This is a genomic window from Clostridium sp. HMP27, from assembly GCF_000765165.1.
In the GTDB taxonomy this organism is placed as follows: Bacteria; Bacillota; Clostridia; order Clostridiales; family Clostridiaceae; genus Clostridium_AK.
The window spans coordinates 1-18,813 of the sequence record NZ_JMFY01000055.1 but is presented as its reverse complement, the minus strand read 5'-3'; the positions used below and the strand labels follow the sequence as shown (position 1 = coordinate 18,813).

Here is an 18,813-nt window from a genome sequence, read left to right as displayed (position 1 = left end):
AATCAACTTTTCCTCTCCCTGAAAGCTTACATAAACTTGCTGAGGATAAACCTATTTCGATAGCATCTTCATTATGTATTATTATTTTACGACCTCTCCGGTACTCTTTAAGTAAAATATGTTACCATCTATCGCAGTAGATAATCCTTTAGTATCAATATTATTAAACGTTACATTCTCTCCATTAACAGTTTGAACATAAACATGATTACTTCCTTGAATATTTGTTATCCATATATATTTAGTAGACTTATTTAACCATGGAAGCTGACTTATATACGCTATATTGTTATCATCAATAAATTTAGGCGATGTACACCATATGTAATCTGGTTTAGATTGAAGCCATTCATCATGATTTATTACTACATTACCGCTAGTTGAAACATATTGATTTCTTGTTATATCTGTTACTCTTCCCGATATATCTATATATTTGATTCTTTGTATTTTATCATCGAACACAACTGCCCCTTTTCCATTAGGACTTATATCATATTGTGTTTTACTTTCTAAAGGTACTATATATTTAAACTTTTTTTCTTCTCCTTGTCCTTCATATACAACTTTTATCTTTGTTCCATTTGCAAGAGTTAATTCATACCCTTCTTCTTTTTTCTGTTCTGGAGTTTTTTGAACCGGAGTTTTAACTTCACTTTGTTTCTTATTTAAATTATCCTTATTTTTACTTTCATCATTTATTTGTTTACTTCTTTCATTTTCCTTTGTCAAAAAATCAGTTTTAATATCTGTCATCTTTTTCTTAAAACCATTTTTCGTAAGCAACCAAGTAGCTGTTACTGCTGATATAACACAAACTGTTATTAAAGCTATAAGTATTCTTCGTCTTCTCATTCTTCGCTTATAATTGCTACTAAAAATACTTGGTTTCCCCACACCAAATCCCTCCTAATGATTTTTTCTAGCATTTAGCCTAATAGGGCATATACAATTTATTATAACTCAATTAGGAGGTATTTAGTAATATTTTTTATAAAATTTATTTTTTTGCAATATAAGAGTCTGCAAATATTTTTGCTGTATCCAAGCAAGTAAATAATGGGATTTTGCAAGCTGTACAAATACTCCTTAATTTAAAACCTTCCCTACTTGAATCATTTCCCTTGTTAGGTGTATTTATAACCAGTGAAATTTTATTTTTTCTTATATAATCTACTATCTCCTTAACAGATGCTTCTGTAGAAGATATTCCATTAGAACTTAAGAATCTTGCAGTACCCTCAGATGCCATAATTGAGAATCCTAAGTTTGTATACCTCTTTAATATTTCTAAAGTTTCCTGATTTTTTTCAAACTCATTTAAAGATACATGAATATGATTATTTCCATTTAAATTGATTCCTGTAGATCTAAACGCTTTATAAACTGCTTTATTATAATCCTCATCTATGCCTAATACTTCTCCAGTAGATTTCATTTCTGGTCCTAAATATATATCTGCATTATTTAACTTTTCCCCTGAAAATACAGGTGCTTTTACTGCATAATAATTTTTATTTGGAAGAATTCCTATCCCATAATTAGACTCTTTAAGACTTTTTCCTAGCTTTATTTCCAAGGAAATATCAATCATAGGTACTTTTGTCACTTTACTTAATATAGGTACTGTTCTTGAAGCTCTTGGGTTAACTTCTATAACATAAACCCTTTCTCCGTCAAAAGCATATTGTATATTTACTAGCCCCTTTATATTTAATCCTACCGCTATCTGTTTTGTATGATGTACTAAAGTCTCTATTACTTCTTCACTTAAACTCACTGGTGGATATACGGTTATACTATCTCCAGAATGCACCCCAGTTCTTTCTATATGCTCCATTATTCCTGGGATTAGTATTTCCTGTCCATCACAAAGTGCATCTACTTCTATTTCCTTTCCCATTATATATCTATCTATGAGAATAGGATGATCCTTAGATACTTTCACAGCTTCAGTTATATATTTCAATAATCCTTCATTGTTATGAATTATTTCCATAGCTCTTCCACCTATAACATAGGAAGGTCTAAGTACAAGAGGATATCCAAGTTCCTCTGCTGCTGCTATTGCTTCTTCTCTATTTCTTGCACATTTCCCTTCTGGTGCATATATGTTTAAGCTCTTAAGGAACTTACCAAACTTATCTCTATCTTCTGCTATATCAATAGATTCAAAAGAAGTTCCAAGTATTTTTACCCCTCTTTTATGAAGCTCCTTAGCTAAATTTATAGAAGTCTGTCCTCCAAATTCCAATATGACTCCTTCTATTTTTTCCTTTTCTATTATATTCACAACATTTTCTAATGTTATAGGTTCAAAATATAATTTATCTGCTGTATCAAAATCTGTACTAACTGTTTCAGGATTACTATTTATTATTATAGGTGAGTATCCATTCTTTTTTACTGCCCATATTCCATGCACTGAGCAATAATCAAATTCTATCCCCTGTCCTATTCTTATAGGTCCTGATCCTACTATTAATATTTTTCTTTCATTACTTATTATATTTTCATCCTCTTCATCATAAGTAGAATAGTAATATGGAGTGCTTGCTTTAAATTCTCCGCTGCAAGTATCTACTATTTTATATGACGGTATTATATTATTTTCTTTTCTTATTTCCTCTATATACTCTTCACTAAGATCTAGAATCTTACTTATATCCTTATCTGAAAACCCTAACTTCTTAGCTTCCTTTAAATCATATATATTTAATCCTTCACGCTGAAGTTTTCTTTCCATATTTATTATGTTATTTATTCCATTCAAAAACCACATATCAATTTTAGTTATTTCACTTATTTCTACTAAAGACATGTCTCGCCTTATAGCCTCTGCTATAAAGAATAATCTTCTATCATCTTGGCATCTTATTCCGTCTTTTATTTCATCTAAAGACAATCTCATAATTTCATCTACCAAAAGTGAATTTATATTTCCATCTAAAGAAGCTACAGCTTTCATAAGCGATGCCTCAAAACTTCTTGCTAGTGCCATAACTTCCCCTGTTGCCTTCATCTGTGTTCCAAGCTTTCTATCAGCTCTTTCAAATTTATCAAAAGGCCATCTCGGTATCTTAGTTACTACATAATCTATAGCTGGTTCAAAGCACGCACTAGAATTTCCTGTAACAGGGTTCTTAAGTTCATCCAAGCTATATCCTAGCGCAATCTTTGATGCTATTTTTGCTATTGGATACCCTGTAGCTTTAGAAGCTAGTGCACTTGATCTACTTACCCTTGGATTTACTTCAATTACTACATATTTATTATCATTAGGATTTAATGCAAGCTGTACATTACATCCTCCCTCTATTTTTAAACTTCTTACTATATCTGTGGATGCTTTTCTAAGCATTTGATACTCTTTATCTCTTAAGGTTTGTGATGGAGCAACTACTATACTATCACCAGTATGTATTCCAACAGGGTCCATATTCTCCATATTACATACTATAATACAATTATCCTTTTTATCTCTTATAACTTCATATTCTATTTCCTTCCATCCAGCAACACTCTGCTCTAATAATATTTGATTTATAGGACTCATGCTTATTCCTCTTGAGCATATCTCTACAAGTTCTTCTATATTAGAGGCAATTCCGCCACCAGTTCCACCTAATGTATACGCTGGTCTTATTATTACAGGAAATCCATGATTCTCTACAAATTCTTTACACTGATCAACATTTGTAGCTATAATACTTTCTGGAATAGGCTGACCTGTTTCTAGCATCAACTTTTTAAATTCTTCTCTATCCTCTGATTTTTTTATGGCATCACTATTTATACCAAGAAGTTTAACTTGAAACTTATCAAGTATCCCCTGTTCTTTAAGTTTCATAGCAAGATTTAAAGCTGTTTGTCCTCCAAATCCAGCCATAATACCTTCAGGTCTTTCCTTTTCTATTATCTCTTCTATAGATTCTACATCAAGAGGCTCTATATATACTTTATCTGCTATTTCAGTATCAGTCATTATAGTAGCAGGATTACTATTTACTAGAACTACCTCAATTCCTTCTTCTCTTACAGCAGTACAAGCCTGAGTTCCTGAGTAATCAAATTCAGCAGCTTGCCCGATTATTATAGGACCTGACCCTAGTATTAAAACCTTCTTTAAACTTTTATCTAATGCCATAATTTTTACCTCCTATTATGCACTTATTGTTTTATTACTGCTTGTCATATTATCTAAAAATTTTTCAAAGAGATATGCTGAATCCTGTGGTCCTGGACATCCCTCTGGATGAAATTGTACAGAAAAAACCTTATAGTGCTTGTGTCTTATTCCTTCTATAGTTCCATCATTTAAATTCACATGAGTAATTACTATATCTTTATCCTTGATACTTTCTTCTTCTACTGCATAACTATGATTTTGAGAAGTTATAAAAACCTTATCTTTTTCTATATCATGAACACCATGATTTCCGCCTCTGTGTCCATATTTCAATTTATATGTATCTCCTCCTAATGCTAATGAAAGTAATTGATGCCCTAAACATATTCCGAATATAGGTACTTTGCCTATAAGCCCTTTTACACTTTCTACAGCTTCAATCATCTCTTTTGGATCTCCCGGTCCATTACTTAAAAGCACTCCATCTGGCTGTATACTTAATATTTCTTCCGCAGATGTACTGTATGGAAATATTGTTATGTCACATTTTCTTTCCTTTAAACTTCTAATTATATTGGCTTTAGCTCCGAAATCCATTAAAGCAACTTTAAAACCATCACCTTTTATATGAACTACTTCTTTAGTACTTACTTGTTTTACAAAATCACTTCCGAAATCCTTTTGAAATAACTCCTTAAGTTTTTCTCCACTATATATTTCATTAGATATTATGCACTTCATAGTCCCTTTTTCTCTTATTCTCTTAGTTATTGCTCTTGTATCCACATCATATAGCGCAGTTATCCCCATACTGTTTAAAAAATTATTTAAGTCCTGTTCATTTAAATAATGGGAAGGAGTTTTACTTAATTCCTTTACGACTAAGCCTTTAGCATGAATCTTGTTACTTTCTATATCAAAGCTATTTATTCCGTAGTTTCCTATTAGGGGATAGGTCATGTTTATAATCTGCCCTGCATAAGATGGATCTGTAAGTATTTCTTCATATCCTGTCATAGAAGTATTAAATACTATTTCTCCTAAGGTTTCTTTAACTTCTCCAGCTATTTTCCCTTCATAGACCTTTCCATCTTCTAAATATAGATATCCCTTCATAAATACATCCCCCTTATTTTATATTTCTGCTTCCTGGCTTTACGTATGGTATATTTGCACCGCAAAGTGGACATTCTTCTTTTTCATAAGAATTAACTTCTAACTTTATAGCACTATATACAGGATAAGGTACTTTCATCCCTTCTTCTCTTCTATCTACTATTGAACAAAGTGCAACCACTTCTCCGCCTAATTCTCCTATTAGTTTAGCTACCTCTAAGGAAGATTTTCCTGTAGTTATTACATCTTCAGATATTATTACCTTTTGTCCCTTTTTAATTTCAAATCCTCTTCTGAGTGTCATTATTCCTTCTTGTCTTTCTGTAAATATTCCAGGTTTATTTAACTGTCTTGCAAGCTCATAGGCTACAACTACTCCTCCCATAGCTGGACCAACTACCATATCAAACTCAATATCCTTTAGCTTATCTGCTACAATGCTTAAAACTTGCTCTGCTTTATCTGGATATTGTAGAAGCCTTGCACACTGACAATATCTATTACTATGTCTTCCTGATGATAATAAAAAGTGTCCTTCTAATAAGGCTTCACATTCCTTTAATATATCTATTACATTTATATCTCTTTTCATAAATTATCGCTCCTTTAATTTTAAATACTTCCTCTTATTTCTGATAAACTTTTTATTCCCTCTTTATTCATATACGCTTCTATCCCATGCACAATTTCTAAAGCTGCATAGGGATTCATAAAATTAGCAGTTCCTACTTGAATAGCATGTGATCCTGCCATAATAAACTCTACCGCATCTTGCCATGTTACTATTCCACCCATTCCGATTACAGGTATAGAAACTTCTCTGCATACCTCATATACCATTCTTAAGGCTATAGGCTTTATAGCTGGTCCAGAAAGTCCTGCAGTGACATTGTTGAATACAGGCTTTTTAGCTTTTATATCTATTGCCATCCCCTTAAATGTGTTGACCATTGATATAGAATTTGCTCCTGCTTCTTGACACTTCACCGCCATATCTACTATATCTTCAGCATTAGGTGATAATTTTACAATGAGAGGTTTCTTGCATATACTTCTCACCTTGCTCACCACTTCATAAGCCACTTTAGATTTTATCCCAAATGCCATACCTCCATCCTTCACATTAGGACAAGATATATTTAGTTCTATCATGTCTACATCAGTTTGATTAATTCTATCTACAGCTTCAAGATAGTCTCCTATGGTTCCTCCGCCTATGTTGGCTATTATTACAGTATCAATTTCCCTCATTTCAGGTAGTTCTTCTTTTATAAAACCATCTATCCCAGGGTTTTGTAATCCAACGCTGTTTAATATTCCTGAAGATGTTTCATGTATTCTAATTCCTTCATTTCCTTCTTTTTTGTTTATCGTAAGTCCCTTTGTACTTATTCCTCCTAATTCACTTGCATCATAAAACTCACCGTATTCTTTTCCAAATCCATAGGTTCCTGACGCAGCTATAACTGGATTCTTTAACTCAATTCCACATATATTAACCTTCATATCTATTCCTCCAACTCTGACCCTAAGAATACAGGGCCATCTTTACAGCTTTTTTTGTTTCCATCCTTTGTCTTACAAGTACATACAAGGCATGCTCCTATTCCACAAGCCATTTTCTTTTCTAAGGACACATATAAAGGCACTTTCTTTTCCTTACACATTTCAATAACCTTATTCATCATAATTTCTGGTCCACAACACAGTACAGTTTCATACTCATCAGGGTTAAATATTTCTGTTATATATCCCTTATGTCCTTGCACACCATTTTCAGTAGATATATATAAATTTTTTACATAAGGTTTCAATTTTTCTACTGCGTATATTTCTTCTCTAAATCCTGAATACAAGTCTATATCACAACCTTCAAGATTTTTTACCACGTAATTCATAGGAGCCATTCCTATTCCTCCAGTTATAACTGCAACTTTTCCACTTATATTTTCTAATGGGAAGCCGTTACCAAGCGGTCCCATAACCTTTACTTCATCGTTAACCTCTAGGTTTTTAAATATTTCCGTTCCTTTTCCACATACATGATATAAGAAGCTTATCCCCTCATCATCTATGTCATATATACTTATAGGTCTGTTAAGTATAGGTTCTTGATCCCAAGCTCTTAGCATAAAAAACTGTCCTGGTTTTCCAGTAAAATCTCCCTCTAATTTTAATTTATATATATCTTCAGATATAACTTCATTTTGTAAAACCTTCATCTTTTTCATATATAAAACCTACACCCCTTCTTATCTATATACATTTCATATTTTAGTGAATCATCCCACTATCTTGAGCAGCTTTTTCTTATCTTATCTCTCATGCTTAAAGCTTCTATTCTAGAACATTCTTCAAAGCTTAAAGAAGAATCCTCACATTTTTTATAGGCTAGTAAAATTCCTCTTGAGGAATTTACCACCCCTCCATTTCCCTGATTAAGGTACAAACTTACATCATCTTCTGTACCACCTTGTGCTCCATAACCTGGTATTAGAAAGAAGGTGTTATTGAATTTTTTTCTAATCTCTACCGCATCTTCTCTATGAGTGCATCCAACAACCCCGCCTATAGAGCTGTATCCACAGTCCCCCATAAAATTTCCACCTAAAACTTCAAGTTTTTCTCCAACTGTTTCATACACTTTTTTCCCATCTTTAGTATTTAAAAATTCTATATCTTTTGCTCCTTCATTAGATGTTCTTACAAGTACAAATATACCCTTTTCTTTTTCTTTTACATAATTTAAGTAAGGTTCTATACTGTCCATTCCCATGTATGGACTTAATGTTATAAAATCCGTTTCAAAATCTCCTTCAAAATGGCCCTTTGCATACATGCTTGCAGTTGAGGAAATGTCTCCTCTTTTTATATCAGATATCGCTATATTCCCTCTACTTCTTATATATTCTAAGGTTTTCTTATATGCCATTAGCCCCTTAATTCCTAGTGCCTCATAGTAAGCTATCTGCACCTTAAAGCAAGCCGCAATATCAGCTGTTGCATCTATAATTCTTTGGTTAAATCTAAATAATGCGTCCTGTTCAAAGTAATATTTATCTTTAAAATCCTTCGGTATATACTCCATACAAGTATCAAGCCCTACGCATACATTTCCCTTGGATTCAACTTCTTCATATAATCTATCTATTAACATACAGAATTCTCCTTTTCATAAACTATTTCCCCATATCTTATAGTCTTTAATATTTCCCCATAAACACTCATTCCTTCAAAAGGTGTATTCTTACCCTTTGATTTAAATTTACTAGCATCTATAGTTGGTTTTTTGTTCACATCTATTAAAACTAAATCTCCATCTTTTCCAATTTCTATTTCTCCCTTATTTATACCCATTATCTTTGATGGATTTTTAGACATAACTTCCGATAGCTTATTTAAGCTTAATCCTTCTTCTTGTACAAGCCTTGTGTAACACACTGAAAATGCTGTTTCTATTCCTGAAATACCTGGACTCCCCTTTAACTTATCCTCTATGGTATGTGGAGCATGGTCTGTAGCTATAGCATCTACATATCCTTTCCTTATAGCGCTTACTATATAGTCCACATCTTCTTTAGATCTGATAGGTGGATTTACACTGTAATCTAAGTCCCATAGTGCTATATGATGAGGTGTCACCTCACAGGTTACCTTAGTTCCTTTATTCTTTGCTTCTTTAATATAATCAATTGCTTCCTTTGTGCTTACATGACAAAGATGCAGTTTACACCCTGTATACCTGGATAACGTTATGTTCCTCCAAGTCATTAAATTTTCTGCCATCCTAGAATCCGTGGAGGCTAGGGTTTCATCTTCTGAATGGCAAAGCACTGTAAAACCATTTTCCTTTGCCTTTATCATTGCATTCATCATAACTTTGCTATTCAGCACATCTTTCCCATCTTCTGAAATCATTCTAACCTTGCTACCTAGTTCATCTAACTTTGTTAATGTATTGCCATCAAAATCTTTAGTTATAGAAGCTACTTGATGTACATCTACTAGACCTACTTCATTACCCTTATCAAGTACATATTCTATAGTCTCTTTTGTGCTGCATACTGGATTTGTATTTGCCATAAGATTTACTGCAGTGTATCCGCCTCTTACCGCTGCCATACTTCCACTTAACATATCTTCTTTATGAGTAAATCCCGGATCCCTAAAGTGAGTGTGTAAATCCACAAAAGCTGGCATGAGTAATTTCCCTGTTGCATCTATAGTTCTGCAGTTTTTGATCAAATCTGATCCTATCTCATATATAAGTCCATCTTTTATATAAACATCTCCTATGAAATCGCTGCTCCAATCTACAACTCTTGCGCCCTTAATTAAAAGTTCCATGCTATATCACCCCCAAAAGCTTTGATATAAGAGCCATTCTTACATACATTCCATATCTAGCTTGCTTAAAATACGTGGCTCTTTTATCTAAATCTACGTCAGGGTGTATTTCATTAACTCTTGGTAGAGGATGAAGTATGAGCATATCATCTTTAGCATTTCTTAATTTCTCTTTAGTTAATATATAACTGTCTTTAAGTCTTAAGTATTCATCTTCACTATCAAATCTTTCCTTTTGTATTCTAGTCATATAAAGTATATCTAGATTATCTATGACTTCTTCTAAAGATTTAACTTCGTGAATTTCCATGGAAGTGTTTTTCAAAACCTCCATTTTGATATAATCTGGAATTTTTAATTCATCAGGTGATATTAAAATAATTTTATTATTTGAATATCTAGATAAAGCCTTTATAAGAGAATGAACTGTTCTACCGAACTTCAAATCTCCACAAAGCCCCACTGTAAGATTGGATAATCTTCCTTTTAGATTTTGAATAGTTGATAAATCTGTTAATGTTTGAGTAGGATGTTGATTTGCTCCATCCCCTGCATTTATTACAGGGACATCAGAGTATAGAGAAGCTCTCTCTGCAGAGCCTTCTTTTGGATGTCTTATAGCAATAATATCCGAATAACAAGATATAATTTTTATAGTATCTTCAAGACTTTCTCCCTTCGATACGGAAGTTGAATTAGGCTCTGAAAAACCTATAATTCTTCCTCCTAATCTTAGCATTGCTGCTTCAAAACTTAATCTTGTTCTAGTGCTTGGTTCATAGAATAGTGCGGCAAGTATTTTGCCACTACATAGATTTGAATACCTCTCTGGATTTTTTTCCATATCTTGAGCTAGTACTAAAATTTCATTTATTTCATCTGTTGAAAAGTCAGTTGGGTCAATTAAATTTCTTACATTTATCATTATTAATCTCCTCCTTTTTAGTATCACTGTACTATCTTAAAGGCATAAAAAAACCTTCCTTTTATCAAAAGGAAGGTATAGTCCGCACATAATATAAAATTAATTTATAACATAATTAATTTTATACATACTAATTACCATTCCTTCCAGGTCTCACGGGACCTTTCTTAAAGGAAAATATTTATATTATCTTTGTAAAAAGAGTATCACTTGTCTCACTAAAAGTCAAGTATAATTTCTATCTTTCTTCTCTGAAATATGATACACCAAGTCCTTTAGGGGGTAAACTGTTAATCGACTTTTTAGCAGAAACCACTACCATAGCAACTATCGTAACCACATATGGCATCATATCTATTAGATATTGAGATATAGCTATATTTAACCCCTGCATTCTAAAGCCTACTATATCCAATGCTCCAAATACATACGCCCCTAGTAATGCCTTATATGGATTCCAAGATACAAATATAACTAAGGCTACAGCTATCCATCCTCTTCCCGCAGTTATTCCTTCTTGCCAAGCTGGTACATACACTAATGATAAATATGCACCCCCGAGACCACATAAAGCTCCTCCTATAAGCAGATGGATATATTTATATAAATTTATATTTATCCCTGCTGCATCAGCAGACTTTGGATTTTCTCCTACAGCTCTTAAATTTAATCCTTTTGAAGTACAATACATATATATTCCCATTGTAACTGCTAATATATATCCTAAATACACAAATGAATCCTGTCTAAAAAACACTTCACCTACAACCGGAATATGTCCTAGTATTGGAACAAATACAGGTTTAAAGAAATCTTTTATAGCATCTGGCGCTACTTGGCCTATTAAGCTTTTTCCTACCATACTTGAAAATCCCGTTCCAAATATGGTTAATGTAAGACCTGATACTACTTGATTTGCTCTTAAAGATACTGTTAAAAATGAATATATAAGTGCTCCTAAAGCTCCTGCCATCATTGCACCTAGCATTGCAATTATAGGATTTTGTGTTTTAATTCCAACCATAAATCCTATAACCGACCCCATTAGCATCATGCCTTCTACTCCAAGGTTTAAGTTACCAGATTTCTCTGAAATAAGTTCTCCTAAAGTTGCAAATAGGAGTGGAGTTCCGGCTACTATGGAAGCTTGAAGTAAAGAAATTATCATATCCATATTAAGCTGCCTCCTTAAGTACTTTCGCTGTATTTTTTCTCAACACCTTATACTTTATAAAAAATTCACTTCCTAGAACAAAGAAAAGTATAGTTGATTGTAATATTAACGCTGCAGCTTCAGGTATTCCAAAGGCTGTTTGTATAAATGCTCCTCCTTCTAAAAGAGCCGCAAATAATACACCAACGATTAGTATAACTGGCGCTTTTAAAGCTGAAAGCCAAGCTACTATTATAGCAGTATATCCAACTCCCCCTGATACTTCTACGGATAAAGTTCCACTTACTGCAGAAGCTTGAATCATCCCTGTAAGCCCACATAATCCTCCACTTAAAAGCATTGCTACAATAAGTGTTCGTTTTATATTGATTCCTGCATAAATAGCTGTCTTTTCACTTTCTCCAAGAACTGATATTTCATAGCCCTTTTTAGTATGATTTATAAAAATATGCACAGCTATAATTAGTATTAAAGCTATAATCCATCCTAAATGTACTCCCATAACTTCAGGAAGCACTGCATTATCACTAAAGCTAGCTATCTTAGGAAAGCCCTGAGCTTTAGGATCCTTCCATGGTCCATACTGAAGATAAGTAACAAACTTTAAAGCTATATAATTCATCATGAGAGTCACTATTGTTTCATTGGTATTAAATTTAAACTTCAGAATTGAAGGAATATATGCCCATATCGCTCCACCTACCATACCTGCTATAGCCATAATGGTTAATAGTAAAAACTTATTCATATCAGAAAAATTCAATGCAAAATATGATGAAAAGAGGGCTCCCATAACTATTTGACCTTCTCCTCCAATATTCCAAAACTGCATTTTAAATGCTATAGAAACTCCAAGGGCAGTTACTATAAGAGGAATAGCCTTTACTATGGTTTCTTTGGTACTATATAAAGAGCCAAAGGATCCTTTTATCATTGCTCCATATACTTCAATAGGATTTAGCCCTAAAATGCTTATAAATGCAGCTACTACCAAAAAGGCTAATATTATAGAAATACATGTTATGAGTATACTTCTTTTAGTTGTAATTTCTTCTACCTTAATTATTTTAAACAACTTCGTATTCCTCGCCTTCTATTTTATTTCCTGCCATTAGATATCCTATCTTTTCCCTTGTAGCTTCTGTGCCTTTAAGCTCCCCTGTAACTTCTCCATTACAAAGTACAATGATTCTATCGCATAAATTTATAAGAACATCTATATCCTCACCTACATATAACGTAGATACTCCGCTCTTTTTCTGTTCATCAATTAAGTTATATATGGTATAACATGTATTTATGTCAAGCCCTCTAACTGGATAAGCCATTATAAGAAGTTTTGGCTTCAAATCTAATTCTCTTCCTAAAAGTATCTTTTGAATATTTCCTCCTGAAAGATTTTTCACTGGGTAATATATACTAGGAGTTTTTATATCAAAATCTTTTTTTATGTTAATTGCCTTTTCTTCAGCTTCTTTTTTTCTAAGTAAAAATCCTTTTTGTTTATGGTAGGATTTCAAGAGAAGATTATTCACTATATCCATTGAACCTATAAGTCCCATACCAAGTCTATCCTCTGGTACAAAACTCATGCTTATACCTTTTTTAATAATATCTCTTGGTGAAAGTCCAACTATGTTTTCACCTTCCATAGTTATTTCCCCAGATTCTATAGGATATATCCCAGATATTGCTTCGCATATTTCCTTTTGACCACTTCCTGCTACCCCTGCAATTCCAACGACTTCTCCCTTTTTAATATTGAATGTTATTCCCTTTACTGCTTTAGCTTTTTCTTCATTTAAAACTACTAGATCTTTTACACTTAAAAGTTCTTCTTTAAAACTTACATCAGCTCTTTTTATGGATAGATTTAATGCTTTTCCAACCATAAGCTCTGCCAATATTTTAGGAGAAGCTTCTTTTATATCAATAGTCGATATTGTTTCCCCTTTTCTTAAAACAGTTACCTTGTCACATATTCCCATAACCTCATCCATTTTGTGAGATATGAAAATTACAGCACAATTATTTTCTCTCATTTTGTTTATTATTTTAAATAACTTACTTACCTCTTGAGGGGTAAAAACTGTAGTTGGTTCATCAAATATAAGTATATCTGCTCCCCTATATAAGACCTTAATTATTTCTACTATTTGTTTTTCTCCTACAGACATGTCTTTTATTAATTTATCTAATGAAATATCTATTCCAAACTTATGGCATATTTCATTTATTTTATTTAATGCCGCCCCTTTATTTATAAAAAAGCTATTCTTTTGTCCTATTATTATGTTCTGAAATACCGTCATGTTGTCTACTAATTTAAAATGTTGATATATCATTCCTATTCCATTGTTTATGGAATCCTTAGGAGATGAAAAAAATGTATCTTTACCATGTACATAAATGCTTCCGCTGTCTGGAGTATAAACCCCAGACAGCATATTCATTAAAGTACTCTTCCCTGCTCCATTTTCCCCTAAAAGAGCATGAACTTCTCCGCCATGAACTTTAAAGTTTATATTTTTATTTGCTATGACTTTTCCGAAGCTTTTATTTATATCTTTCATAACTATATATGGAACAGTTTTATTCATAATCATCACCTATGCTTTTATTTATTTTGCTAATTGACCCTTTACACCTTCTACAAACCAATTAAAGCTTAATAATTCCTCATCTGTCATAACCTTATCTTTTTCAACTTTTATATTCCCGCTTTGATCCTTTATTGGTCCCACAAATATTTTATTCTTTCCGTCCATTATTTCCTTCTGAGCCTTTTCAACTGCTTCTTTTGCTCCAGATGGTGCATTTTCAGTTAATGGAGCAAGTGCTACCATACCTGTTTCAAGACCTCCCCAAACGTTTTGTGACTTCCATGTTCCTTCTTTAATTGCCTTTACCTGTTCAACATAATATGGTCCCCAGTTCCATATAGGTGCTGTCATATATGCTTTTGGAGCTTTATCTTTCATATCAGTGTTATATCCTATAGAAAATGCTCCCTTTTCCTCTGCTGCTTGCTGTGGCCCTGCTGTATCTTGGTGCTGAGTTATTACATCTGATCCTTCTGCAAGTAATGCCTTAGCTGCTTCCTTTTCCTTTGCTGGATCATACCAAGTATTTGTCCATTTAACCGAAACCTCTGCCTTTGGATTAACGGACTTTACTCCTAGTGTAAATGCATTTATACCTCTTACAACCTCTGGAATTGGAAATGCTCCTACATATCCTATTTTATTTGTCTTTGTTTTCATTCCTGCAACTATACCTGAAAGATATCTTGCCTGATATATTCTTCCAAAGTAATTGGCCATATTTTCTGATGACTTGTATCCTGATGCATGTAGGAACTTAATATCCTTATGTTTTTGAGCTTCTTTTTCCATTCCATCCATAAATCCAAAGCTTGTACCAATTATCACATTACATCCTTGATTTATCATATCTTCTACAACCTTTTGTACTTCAGCAGTATCTTCCTTAACAGACTCTTTATAAATAGTTGGAACCTTTAACTCTTTTTCTAAATACTTTCTACCTTCATCATGAGAATATGTCCATCCACCGTCTCCAACAGGCCCTACATATATAAATCCTACCTTTGCCTCCTTTTTGTCTGATGTAGCATTTTGAGTATTTGCTTCTTTTTTGCTGCTACCGCACCCTGTTAAAGCTAAACCTATACACATTACAGATGCTAATAATAAAGATGTTATTTTAAACTTTTTCATCTTAATATTCCCCCTTATATAAATTTTATATTAAAATTTTATTTAGAATCAAAATTAAAAGCTTACTATTCTTCGCTAAATACAACTTTTCCATCTTCTAATGCTTCAACTATCGCTAGGGATTCTAATCGTATTCCCTTACTTAATATCTCTTGCCTTCCTTGTTGAAACTTCTTTTCTATTGCTATGCCTATTCCTTCTACAGCTGCCCCTGCTTGTTCACATAAACTAATAAGTCCTGCTGAAGCGCTTCCCATAGCTAAAAAATCATCTATTATAAGCACTTTATCATTTTTGTGCAGATAATTCTTAGAAACTCTTATCTTATAATCCTTGTTTTTTGTAAAAGAATATACATCTGCTTCATAAACACTTGTATCCATATTGGTACCTGAATGCTTTTTTGCAAATACCACTGGTACATTATCAAAATATTGAGCTACTATACATGCGATACCTATCCCAGAGGTTTCTAAAGTCATTATTTTATTTATATCTTTATCCTTAAATCTCTCCTTAAATTCTTTTCCCATCCAATTAAACAATTCTACATCAATTTGATGATTTAAGAAATTATCAACTTTTAATATTCTATTTTCTATAACCTTACCTTCTTGAATAATTTTATCTACTAACTTATTCATCTTTTCATTCCTCTCCATATATGATTTATCAACAAATCCATATGCTTCAATCTATTTTAAGCACTTACTATAAAAAATAAAAACTCCCAAAAAAATTTGGGAGTTTAAAAAGCTAATTACATTAAAAAACAACAATATTAGCTCAATAAACACCCATAGCCCAGCAATTTACGGTTGCCTGGTAGAAACACTTAGACCCTATTTCTAAGTATATATGAGTGCGAATATTTTATTTTAATTTGGGTATAATGTTCGTTAGTTACTTTGTTAAAAATATAATACAATACTTCTTAATAAAAAGCAAGCATTACTTGCATGATTTCGCTATAAATCAGCAAATTTCACTTTACTAAGTATTTTATTATTTCTACAAAAATGGCACAATCATCACAAAGTGATGATTGTGCCATTTTTATATTAAGCTACTTGTTTAATTTTATCCATATCATTAAATACTTCTAAATCAATCTCACCTTCAGATTTGGCTACAATTAATGTACCAACAGCATCTCCAGTGATATTTACTGCAGTTCTTGCCATATCTACAAGTCTATCTATACTTAACACTAAAGCCACTCCCTCTAGCGGAAGTCCTACTTGTTGAAGTACCATAGAGAGCATTACTACTCCAGAACTTGGAACCCCTGCTGTTCCAATAGACGCTAATGTTGCAGTGAGTATTATCATTAACTGCTGTTGCACACTTAAGTCTATCCCATACATTTGAGCAATAAATAACGCTGCCACACCCTGCATTATTGAAGTTCCATCCATATTTACAGTAGCTCCAAATGGAATTGTAAAACTTGCTACAGGCTTTGAAATACCTAGTTTCTTTTCACATGTATCTAAATTCATTGGTATAGTAGCATTACTACTAGAGGTACTTAAAGCCAATATCATAACTGGCCAAAACTTTTTAAAGAATTTAACAGGACTTAAACCTCCTAAAACCTTTAATGCTCCTCCATATACCACAACTACGTGTATTATCATTACAAATACGCATGCAAAGAAGTATTTTAAAAGTGGTAATAGAACTTTTATACCTTGGCTAGCTACTACACTAGAAATAAGTGCAAATACTCCATAAGGAGCTAAGCTCATAATTAATCCTATCATTTTTAATAACACTTCATTTATTTGATTTAAAATATTAACAAGGGGCTTTACTGGATTTCCTATGATATTGACAGCTATACCAAATACAATAGAAAATACTATTATTTGAAGCATGTCCCCTTTTACCATAGCCTCTACTGGATTAGTAGGAACCATATTTACAAGTATATCCATAATAAAAGGTGGAGCAGCACTTTTTATTTCACTACTTCCTGCAGTTAAAGCTACTCCAAGGCCCGGCTTCAACAAATTGGCAAAAAATAATGCTATTGTTACTCCTATGGCTGTAGTTAACATATAGTAAGAAAATATCTTCCCTCCAACTCTACCCAGCTTACCCATATCGCTTATGCTAGTTACTCCGCATATTAAAGAAAACATAACTAAAGGAACTACTAGCATTTTAATAGCCCTTAAGAAAACATTTCCTACAGGCTTTAATATCCACATATTTAAAACTAATTTAACTTGATCCGAAAAAGCAAAATTAGATATTATTCCAAAAGCAATACCCATAATTAATGCAATTAATATCTTAGTTGTATTAGACATTTTTTTAATTTGCAATTTTCATCAACCTCCTGATACATTACTTAGCATAATATTTCATTTACCATGTATATAATAACAAAAACCGACAATTATCGCAATAAATAATTTTCCCCAATGTATTTTTCGTAATATTCAAAATTGTATATGACAGTTTCACTACATCTTTCTTTCATCCCAAATTATATATTATAAAAACAATTGGAGACTATTAGTGGTCTACTAATAGTCTCCAATTATTTTTATAATTAACAAATACTTATGCTTAACTCATTATCATAATTTATATTTTCTTTCGCTAGAATTCTTCCTTTTTCAGTTAGATATGCAATCTTATAGGAATTCTCTTCTCCTACCATTATATATCCTTTTCTTTTTAAAATAGCTATATTGAAATCAGATATAACATTATCAGATAAGGTCATTTTATTTTCTGAAATATTATAAAGATTTATTAGAAAATTTATTCTATCAGATATTTCCTTTAAAAAAAGTGATGTATACGCCTTCATCTTTTCACCAACCTTATTCTGTAATCGTTATCTATAATTATAATATAGAAAGTAATTAAATTCAAGTTAAAAACTTAACTTGAATTTAACAATATATTCGCATACTAATATAAATATATACTAAAATAAAAAAGAGTTTGTAAAACCTTTTCAAGTTTTACAAACTCTTATATATCAACCTCTTACGTAATGCCTATATTATACTTTATGGTGCGCCCAACAGGAGTCGAACCTGCGACCTCCGGATTCGAAGTCCGTCACTCTATCCAGCTGAGCTATGGGCGCTTAAAGCGCATCTAACTTTTTAAAATTTGGAGCGGGTGAAGGGAATCGAACCCTCGTAACTAGCTTGGAAGGCTAGCACTCTACCATTGAGTTACACCCGCATATTGGAGCGGAAGACGAGATTCGAACTCGCGACGTTCACCTTGGCAAGGTGACGCTCTACCACTGAGCCACTCCCGCAAATATAAAACATCAAAATCATAGATTTTGATATCCCTTAATTTCCTTAAACCACTATAACAAATCATATATGGTGCAGGTGACAGGAGT

16 protein-coding genes, 3 tRNA genes and 1 riboswitch are annotated in these 18,813 nt (G+C 32.6%); all 19 genes read right to left on the bottom strand.

The features are described from left to right. Positions 1 to 81: 81 nt before the first annotated feature. The 19 genes from DP68_RS17690 to DP68_RS17600 all read right to left on the bottom strand — a co-directional run bounded on the left by DP68_RS17690 (position 82) and on the right by DP68_RS17600 (position 18,723). Positions 82 to 897 carry a hypothetical protein gene (locus DP68_RS17690; protein WP_035311746.1) on the bottom strand — a complete coding sequence of 272 codons (816 nt, stop codon included), beginning with the start codon at positions 895 to 897 and terminating at the stop codon, positions 82 to 84. A 103-nt stretch (positions 898 to 1,000) separates the two neighbouring features. Continuing rightward, positions 1,001 to 4,147, bottom strand: a complete 3,147-nt coding sequence (gene carB, locus DP68_RS17685) for a carbamoyl-phosphate synthase (glutamine-hydrolyzing) large subunit (protein ID WP_052085893.1) — start codon at positions 4,145 to 4,147, stop codon at positions 1,001 to 1,003. Between the two features lie 15 nt (positions 4,148 to 4,162). Further along, on the bottom strand, positions 4,163 to 5,245 hold the full coding sequence (gene carA / locus DP68_RS17680; protein ID WP_035311745.1) for a glutamine-hydrolyzing carbamoyl-phosphate synthase small subunit: 1,083 nt from the start codon (positions 5,243 to 5,245) through the stop codon (positions 4,163 to 4,165). A 13-nt stretch (positions 5,246 to 5,258) separates the two neighbouring features. Then, complete coding sequence (pyrE, locus tag DP68_RS17675) at positions 5,259 to 5,837, bottom strand: orotate phosphoribosyltransferase (RefSeq protein WP_035311744.1); 579 nt, start codon at positions 5,835 to 5,837, stop codon at positions 5,259 to 5,261. Between the two features lie 20 nt (positions 5,838 to 5,857). Next, a complete protein-coding gene (locus DP68_RS17670) occupies positions 5,858 to 6,751 on the bottom strand; it encodes a dihydroorotate dehydrogenase (protein ID WP_035311743.1) in 894 nt (297 codons plus the stop codon). Positions 6,752 to 6,753: 2 nt separating this feature from the next. Further along, complete coding sequence (locus DP68_RS17665) at positions 6,754 to 7,476, bottom strand: dihydroorotate dehydrogenase electron transfer subunit (protein ID WP_035311742.1); 723 nt, start codon at positions 7,474 to 7,476, stop codon at positions 6,754 to 6,756. Positions 7,477 to 7,535: 59 nt separating this feature from the next. Continuing rightward, entirely contained in the window at positions 7,536 to 8,402 is an 867-nt protein-coding gene (gene pyrF / locus DP68_RS17660; protein ID WP_035311741.1) for an orotidine-5'-phosphate decarboxylase, read from the bottom strand. Next, positions 8,396 to 9,592: a dihydroorotase gene (locus tag DP68_RS17655; RefSeq protein WP_035311740.1), complete on the bottom strand. Its 1,197-nt coding sequence runs from the start codon at positions 9,590 to 9,592 to the stop codon at positions 8,396 to 8,398. Before DP68_RS17655 ends, pyrF begins: the two co-directional genes overlap by 7 nt. Before the next feature lies 1 nt (position 9,593). Beyond that, positions 9,594 to 10,517, bottom strand: a complete 924-nt coding sequence (gene pyrB / locus DP68_RS17650) for an aspartate carbamoyltransferase (protein ID WP_035311739.1) — start codon at positions 10,515 to 10,517, stop codon at positions 9,594 to 9,596. 238 nt (positions 10,518 to 10,755) lie between these two features. Next, positions 10,756 to 11,691: an ABC transporter permease gene (locus tag DP68_RS17645; RefSeq protein WP_035311738.1), complete on the bottom strand. Its 936-nt coding sequence runs from the start codon at positions 11,689 to 11,691 to the stop codon at positions 10,756 to 10,758. 1 nt (position 11,692) lies between these two features. Next, positions 11,693 to 12,766 carry an ABC transporter permease gene (locus tag DP68_RS17640; protein WP_035311737.1) on the bottom strand — a complete coding sequence of 358 codons (1,074 nt, stop codon included), beginning with the start codon at positions 12,764 to 12,766 and terminating at the stop codon, positions 11,693 to 11,695. Further along, positions 12,759 to 14,291 carry an ABC transporter ATP-binding protein gene (locus DP68_RS17635; protein ID WP_035311736.1) on the bottom strand — a complete coding sequence of 511 codons (1,533 nt, stop codon included), beginning with the start codon at positions 14,289 to 14,291 and terminating at the stop codon, positions 12,759 to 12,761. The genes DP68_RS17640 and DP68_RS17635 overlap by 8 nt, the downstream gene beginning before the upstream one ends. Positions 14,292 to 14,312: 21 nt before the next feature. Then, complete coding sequence (locus DP68_RS17630) at positions 14,313 to 15,431, bottom strand: BMP family ABC transporter substrate-binding protein (RefSeq protein WP_035311735.1); 1,119 nt, start codon at positions 15,429 to 15,431, stop codon at positions 14,313 to 14,315. A gap of 65 nt (positions 15,432 to 15,496) precedes the next feature. Beyond that, a complete protein-coding gene (locus DP68_RS17625; RefSeq protein WP_035311734.1) occupies positions 15,497 to 16,075 on the bottom strand; it encodes a xanthine phosphoribosyltransferase in 579 nt (192 codons plus the stop codon). 136 nt (positions 16,076 to 16,211) lie between these two features. Next, positions 16,212 to 16,313, bottom strand: a riboswitch (purine riboswitch). Positions 16,314 to 16,492: 179 nt separating this feature from the next. Continuing rightward, positions 16,493 to 17,764 (bottom strand): dicarboxylate/amino acid:cation symporter, encoded by a 1,272-nt coding sequence (locus tag DP68_RS17620; RefSeq protein WP_291550206.1) that lies wholly within the window; start codon positions 17,762 to 17,764, stop codon positions 16,493 to 16,495. Between the two features lie 230 nt (positions 17,765 to 17,994). Next, positions 17,995 to 18,258, bottom strand: coding sequence for a hypothetical protein (locus DP68_RS17615; RefSeq protein ID WP_035311733.1), 264 nt, complete (start codon positions 18,256 to 18,258; stop codon positions 17,995 to 17,997). Between the two features lie 208 nt (positions 18,259 to 18,466). Further along, positions 18,467 to 18,543: transfer RNA gene (locus DP68_RS17610), tRNA-Arg, on the bottom strand. A gap of 27 nt (positions 18,544 to 18,570) precedes the next feature. Further along, positions 18,571 to 18,644, bottom strand: a tRNA-Gly gene (locus tag DP68_RS17605). A gap of 4 nt (positions 18,645 to 18,648) precedes the next feature. Beyond that, positions 18,649 to 18,723: transfer RNA gene (locus DP68_RS17600), tRNA-Gly, on the bottom strand. Positions 18,724 to 18,813: the final 90 nt, after the last annotated feature.

Coding starts and splice junctions, on each gene's coding strand:
- carB (WP_052085893.1), bottom strand. CDS start 4,147: ATGGCATTAGATAAAAGTTTAAAGAAGGTTTTAATACTAGGGTCAGGT.
- carA (WP_035311745.1), bottom strand. CDS start 5,245: ATGAAGGGATATCTATATTTAGAAGATGGAAAGGTCTATGAAGGGAAA.
- pyrE (WP_035311744.1), bottom strand. CDS start 5,837: ATGAAAAGAGATATAAATGTAATAGATATATTAAAGGAATGTGAAGCC.
- DP68_RS17670 (WP_035311743.1), bottom strand. CDS start 6,751: ATGAAGGTTAATATATGTGGAATTGAGTTAAAGAATCCAGTTATAGCT.
- DP68_RS17665 (WP_035311742.1), bottom strand. CDS start 7,476: ATGAAAAAGATGAAGGTTTTACAAAATGAAGTTATATCTGAAGATATA.
- pyrF (WP_035311741.1), bottom strand. CDS start 8,402: ATGTTAATAGATAGATTATATGAAGAAGTTGAATCCAAGGGAAATGTA.
- DP68_RS17655 (WP_035311740.1), bottom strand. CDS start 9,592: ATGGAACTTTTAATTAAGGGCGCAAGAGTTGTAGATTGGAGCAGCGAT.
- pyrB (WP_035311739.1), bottom strand. CDS start 10,517: ATGATAAATGTAAGAAATTTAATTGACCCAACTGACTTTTCAACAGAT.
- DP68_RS17645 (WP_035311738.1), bottom strand. CDS start 11,691: ATGGATATGATAATTTCTTTACTTCAAGCTTCCATAGTAGCCGGAACT.
- DP68_RS17635 (WP_035311736.1), bottom strand. CDS start 14,291: ATGAATAAAACTGTTCCATATATAGTTATGAAAGATATAAATAAAAGC.
- DP68_RS17630 (WP_035311735.1), bottom strand. CDS start 15,431: ATGAAAAAGTTTAAAATAACATCTTTATTATTAGCATCTGTAATGTGT.
- DP68_RS17625 (WP_035311734.1), bottom strand. CDS start 16,075: ATGAATAAGTTAGTAGATAAAATTATTCAAGAAGGTAAGGTTATAGAA.
- DP68_RS17615 (WP_035311733.1), bottom strand. CDS start 18,258: ATGAAGGCGTATACATCACTTTTTTTAAAGGAAATATCTGATAGAATA.